Below are 5455 nucleotides of genomic sequence, written 5' to 3' on the forward strand. Positions count from 1 at the left end.
CACGAGCTACTGGGACACGCAGAGCACGGGCCGGGCAACCGGCATGGGCCTTGGCTCGCCGGCCGGCGCCACCGGACTGACCTCGGCGCAGGCGCGCGACGCGGCGAGCTATGCCGGCTGGAATTTCTCGACCGTCTGGTACCAGACCGGCGACCTGCCCCCGACCTGCACCGCTTCCGACCGCAGGATCGGGCGCAGGTCGCCGGTCTGGTACCAGACGGTCGAGAAATTCCAGCCGGCATAGCTCGCCGCGTCGCGCGCCTGCGCCGAGGTCAGTCCGGTGGCGCCGGCCGGCGAGCCAAGGCCCATGCCGGTTGCCCGGCCCGTGCTCTGCGTGTCCCAGTAGCTCGTGTCGATCGTGCCGCCGTTGATCCCGATGAGGCCGCCTACGATGGAGGAGCCCGTGACGCGGCCGCTGGCGTAGGACCGGCGCACCGTGCCGCCGCCGTTGGACCCGACGAGGCCGCCGACATAGAACGCGCCGGTGACGCTGCCGGTGGCGTAGGACTCCGTCACCGCGCCGTTGGCGTTGACGTTGAGCCCGACGAGGCCGCCCATGTAGGAGGAGCCCGTGCCGCCCGTGACGCGGCCGCTGGCGTAGGACTGGTTCACCTCGCCGCCTTCGTTGGCCCCGACGAGGCCGCCCACGACGAACCCGCCCGTGACGCTGCCGGTGGTGTAGGACTGGCTCACCGTACCGCCGGTGTTGTATCCGACCAGGCTGCCCACGTAGTTCGCGCCCGAGACGCTGCCGCCGACGAGGCCGAGGCTGCTTACCCGGCCGCCGCTGCCGAGAAAACCGATCAGCCCGACATTGTCCTGGCCCGGCCGGGCGATGGTCAGCCCGGTGATCGTGTGCCCCGCCCCGTCCAGCGAGCCCGTGAACGGCGCGGGCCTGGATCCCACCGGCGCGAACCCCAACCCGGCGTTCCAGGCCGCCGTGCCCCGGGCATCGATCTCGGCGGCGAGTTGGTAGCGCGCGGCCCGGTACGGCCCCGACGTGCCCATGCCCTGCACGCCGTAGATGTCGGTGAGCCGGTACGGATCCGCGCTCGTCCCCGATCCGCCCGCCGCCCGCAGGAACGGACCGCCCCCCACCCGGAAATCCCCCGCCGCGAAGCCCGGCAGCGTGGCACTGTTCTGCACCCAGTTGCCCGAGACGAGGGTGAACCGCGCCACCGCGATGGCCGCGCTCGCCGTCGAGGGGTCCGGCCCCGCCGCGATCGTCAGACCACCCGCCGGCGCGGTGATCGCGCTATTGAGCGTCACCGCACCCGACGCCTGCAGCGTCAGCGTCGCCCCCGTGTTCCACGACAAGGGCGCGCCCGCCGCCAGCGTGATGCTGCCGGCTTGGTTGCCCGCCGACCCCGCGGTGCCGGTCGAGACCGTCACGTTGGCGCTGCCCAGAGCCGTCAGCAGCGTCCCGGCATTGATCACCGAGTCGTCGGCATTGGCCGTAAACCCGCTCCCGGTGGTCTGCGCGCCGTTCGCGATCGTGACGTTGTACGGATCGAGCAGCAGCGTGCCGAAAGACCCCTTGGCCGCCGTCAGATCGGTGAAGCCGGCATATGACAGCACGCCCTTCGACGACACCTCCGCCTGCCCGCCGTCGCCGCCCTGCGCCCCGCCGCGCGCGGTGATCGTGCCGGCAAAGCGCGTCGCCGCGTCCGACCACACCACCACGTCGCCGCCGTCGCCGTTCACCGTGGCATCCGCCCGGATCGTGCTCGCCGCGTCCACGTCCACGCTGCGCGCGTGCGCCAGCCGCCCCGTGCCCTCGCGCCCGCCGCCGATCCGCACCGTGCCGCCGCCGGTCGCGCCCGAGGCCTCGATCAGCGCCGCGTGCGTGGCGATCGCCGGCGCGGTCGCCACCACGCGCCCGCGCCGGCCCGTCCGGCCCTCCGCCGCGACCGCCCCCGACAGCGCGAGCGTCTCGCGCGCGTGCAGCCGCGCCCCGCCGCCCCTGGCGCCGGACACGTCCACCGTCCCGGCCACGGCGAGCCGCCCGCCGCGGATCGTCACCCGGCCGCCGTCGGCTCCGTCCCGGCCCGAGGCGTCGAGCCGGGCACTCGCGGTCACCGCCACCGCGCCGTCCCCGCCCGAGAGCGTGATGCGGCCGTTCGTCCCCGCGACCGAGCGCGCCTCGACCACCCCCGACAGGTTCACCGCCTGCCGCGCCATGTCCCGCGCCGCCGCCGCGCTCAGCGTCACCGAGCCGCCATCGGCCGCGATCACACCCGCATTCGACACCAGCGCCCCGCGACCCTTGGCCCGCGTCGGCACCGCGACTTGCAAAAACCCGTCGCCGGAGAGATCCAGCGTCGCCCGCTCGCCCGCGCCGAGGCCCACCTTGCCCATCGGCACCGAGATCGTGCCGGTGTTCGTCACCTGCCCGCCGATCAGCGCCGCGTAGCCGCCGCGCCCGATCGTGACCGCGCCGCGGTTCGTCACCGGGGCCGAGGCGCCCGAGCCGCGAAACGCGCGCCGGCCCGCCTTGAAGTCCTCGTCCGAGATGCCGAGCGAGGAGGCGACGAAGCCCGCCGCGTTCACCCGGCCGGTCCGGGTGATGGTGATGCCGTTGGGGTTGACGAGGTAGACCTGCCCGTTGGCGTCGAGCCGGCCGGCGATGGTCGAGGGCGTCGCCCCCGTCACCCGGTTGAGGATCGCCGCGGACGCGTCCGGCTGGCGGATCTCGACCCGGTGGCCCTGGCCGATGGAGAAACCCTGCCAGTTGACGATGGCGGTCTGCGAGGACTGCGTGATCGCCAGCGCGCCGCCCGACGGACGGCCGAGGGTGACGCCGCCCGAGACCACCTGCCCGCCGGTCGGCAGCGGCTCGGCGCGCAGCGGAACGAGACCGACGCCGACCAGCGCGGTCGAGGCCAGCAGCGCGCGGGTGAAGGCGCGGGACGAGGCGGGAGGGGCCATGGCGCTCGTTGACTCAGAACTGCAGGGCGACGGTGAAGGTCAGGCGGGTGTCGGCGGGCAGAAGGTCCGAGCGCTCCGCCCGGCCGAGTTCGACGCTCGCGGACGCGTTGGTGAAGCTCGAGGACGGCGCCGCGGCGAGCCGCAGGCCGGCGCCGTAGGCGAGGCCGCGGGTCATCGGCCGCTCCAGCGCGGTCGGGCGCTGCTGCCGCGTCAGGCCGACGGCTCCGAAGGCGTAGGGCGCGATCACCACCGCGCCGGGCGTGGCGTCCTCCGGCGGTAGGCCGGTGCCGAGCTGCGCCGGGATCGAGTGCAGCGCGAAGGGCAGGGTGACCGGCACGAGGAAGGGGAACTGCGCCTCGGCGCGCACGACATAGCCTTCGTCGCCCTGGAACAGGCCGGCATCGAAGCTCGACAGGCCCGACAGGCTGGCCAGCCCGATCTGCTCGGAGCGCGGCAGCGCCTGGTTGAAGGCGGTCTGGGCGCGGGCGCGGAGGTCGAGGGTGAGGTGCTCGGCCAGCGGCTGGGTGACGGCCAGCGCCGCCTCCAGCTTCTGGAAGTCCGGCCGCACGCCGAGGCGCGACAGCGGCACCTGCGCCGAGCCGGGGGGCGGCGCCACGCGGGCGCCGAGCCCGTCGAGGCCGAAGGAGGCGGCAAGCCGCGCGGTGACCACCGCCTCGCTCGGGGCGAACCAGACGAGGTCGCCGCCGGTGCGGGCAATGCGCAGGCGGTCGAGGGTGAGCGGCGCATCGACCGGCGAGACGACGTCGACGCGCTCCTCCTGCGCGTCGAAGGCGGCGTCCCAGTTCAGGGTAAGGGCGCGCGAGCGGATCAGGGGGTAGCGCAGCCGGGTCGAGTAGCGCGAAAAGTCCGAGGCGATGCCGAGCGTGCCGGGCACGGCCCGCGGCGCGGTGCGGGCGTCGGTGGCCTCCAGGTTGAGGGTGAGCCCGTCGATCCCGAGCGGCAGGATCAGGCCGAGGGCAAGCGCGCGGTTGCGCGGCTCCGCGCCGAGGAAGCTGCGCTCGCCGCCGGCATACGGCGCACCCGAGGCGCGGAAATACAGGCTCTCGCCGTTCCCCGTCGGAGAGTTGAGGTCGAGGCCGGTGCCGAGGGTGTAGGTGCCGAGGCTTCGTGCCAGCACGTTGTCGGTGGAGACCAGCCCGGTGACGGGCTTATAGCGCGCCTCGACCACGAGGACGGTGCCTCCGGGGCGGCTGCCGGCGGCGAGCGTGGAGCGCAGGACGGTGCCGGGCGTGTCGCCGGCCAGCAGCACGCGGCGCTCGATCTCGGCGAGCGTCAGGCCGGGGCGTCCGACGAGGGGGGCGAGGACGGCGGCGATGCGGGCGCGGATCTCGGAGGGCAGCGCCGCGACGTCGATGCGCTCGATCTCGCCATCGACGACGAGCAGGCGCACGTCGCCGCCATCCTTCAGCTGCTGGGCGGGCAGGACGACGCGCACCAGCGCGAAGCCCTGCGCGGCGTAGGCCTGTTCGAGGTCGCGGGCGGCGGCGAACAGGTCGGCGACGGTGATGGACCGGCCGGACAGGCGGGCGCTCAGATCGCGGGCGGCCGCGTCGGCCTCCCCGCCGCCCGCCGGCGCCCCCTCGATGCGCAGGCGTCCGACCCGTAGCGAGAGGCGCTCGGCGCCTGCGGGCGCGGCGGGTCCGACGCCCTCGGGAATGGCGAGGCCGCCGCCGCTGCGCTGCAACGGCGGGCTGAACGAGGGCGGCGTGATCTGCGACGCCGTCTGCGCGAGGGCGCCGCGCGCGGACGGCAGCGCCGCCAGGACGATGACGGCGCAGGCACGCCATGACGATCGATTCACGAGGAAAGCCGCCTACCGGAGAGCCTCGGGCGGGTGATCCCGCCGCACTTCGTCATCAAGGCGCACCATCACCCCGCTCCTCTCCGCAGCGCCGACAGGTCCTGACGGACTTGGATCCCGAGCGCCGTTCACCGCCGCGTCCGCAAGGACGGCCTTCGGCCAGCCCGGCCCCGGGGACAAATTCAGATTACGCGGCCCACAAAAGCGGGACTCGGTCTATAGAACACAAATCAAGCCGGCGGATCAACACTTCACCGACCTCGATCGGAAGCTTTGTCGCGGGGCTAGTCCAAACTGGACAGATTTTTCGTCCGTCCGGATGCGGAGGCCGCGAGAGAGCCGTCCGACGAAGCGGTCACCGATCCGTCGAAGGAACGCGCGTCGAATCAAGGATCCGCAGACGCCGATCCGAGGCGGGCCGGAGATTGCCTGCCGGGCGATCGGAAGGGCGGGATGGACCTGCGGGTCGATCTCACGCGCCTCGTCGGCCTGATCGTGCCGAGGCTGGTGTCCGAGGCTGCGGTAAGCGAGCCGGTCGCGGTCGATGGCCCGGCGCTTCCTCGACCGCGAGGCGACGCGGCCGGATTTCGGGGCCGAGAGCCTGCGCGCGCCGTTCGGGCCGTCGCGCTCGACGCTGTATCGGGTGTTCGCGCCGGCGGGCGGAGTGGCGGCGGTGATCCGGCAGCGGCGGGCGGCGCGGGCGGT

At 74.1% G+C, this 5455-nt stretch carries 2 protein-coding genes; both read right to left on the bottom strand.

All coding sequences use genetic code 11. The annotated features are described in order from the left end of the window. Positions 1–108: 108 nt before the first annotated feature. Complete coding sequence (locus MFF42_RS18555) at positions 109–2928, bottom strand: two-partner secretion domain-containing protein (protein WP_238257072.1); 2820 nt, start codon at positions 2926–2928, stop codon at positions 109–111. Positions 2929–2941: 13 nt separating this feature from the next. After that, a complete protein-coding gene (locus MFF42_RS18560; RefSeq protein ID WP_238257073.1) occupies positions 2942–4750 on the bottom strand; it encodes a ShlB/FhaC/HecB family hemolysin secretion/activation protein in 1809 nt (602 codons plus the stop codon). Positions 4751–5455 lie beyond the last annotated feature (705 nt).

This window comes from Methylorubrum podarium (genome assembly GCF_022179745.1).
Lineage (GTDB): Bacteria > Pseudomonadota > Alphaproteobacteria > Rhizobiales > Beijerinckiaceae > Methylobacterium > Methylobacterium podarium.

Excerpts from the sequence above, each read along its gene's own strand:
- MFF42_RS18555 (WP_238257072.1), bottom strand. The coding sequence starts at position 2,928 with ATGGCCCCTCCCGCCTCGTCCCGCGCCTTCACCCGCGCGCTGCTGGCC.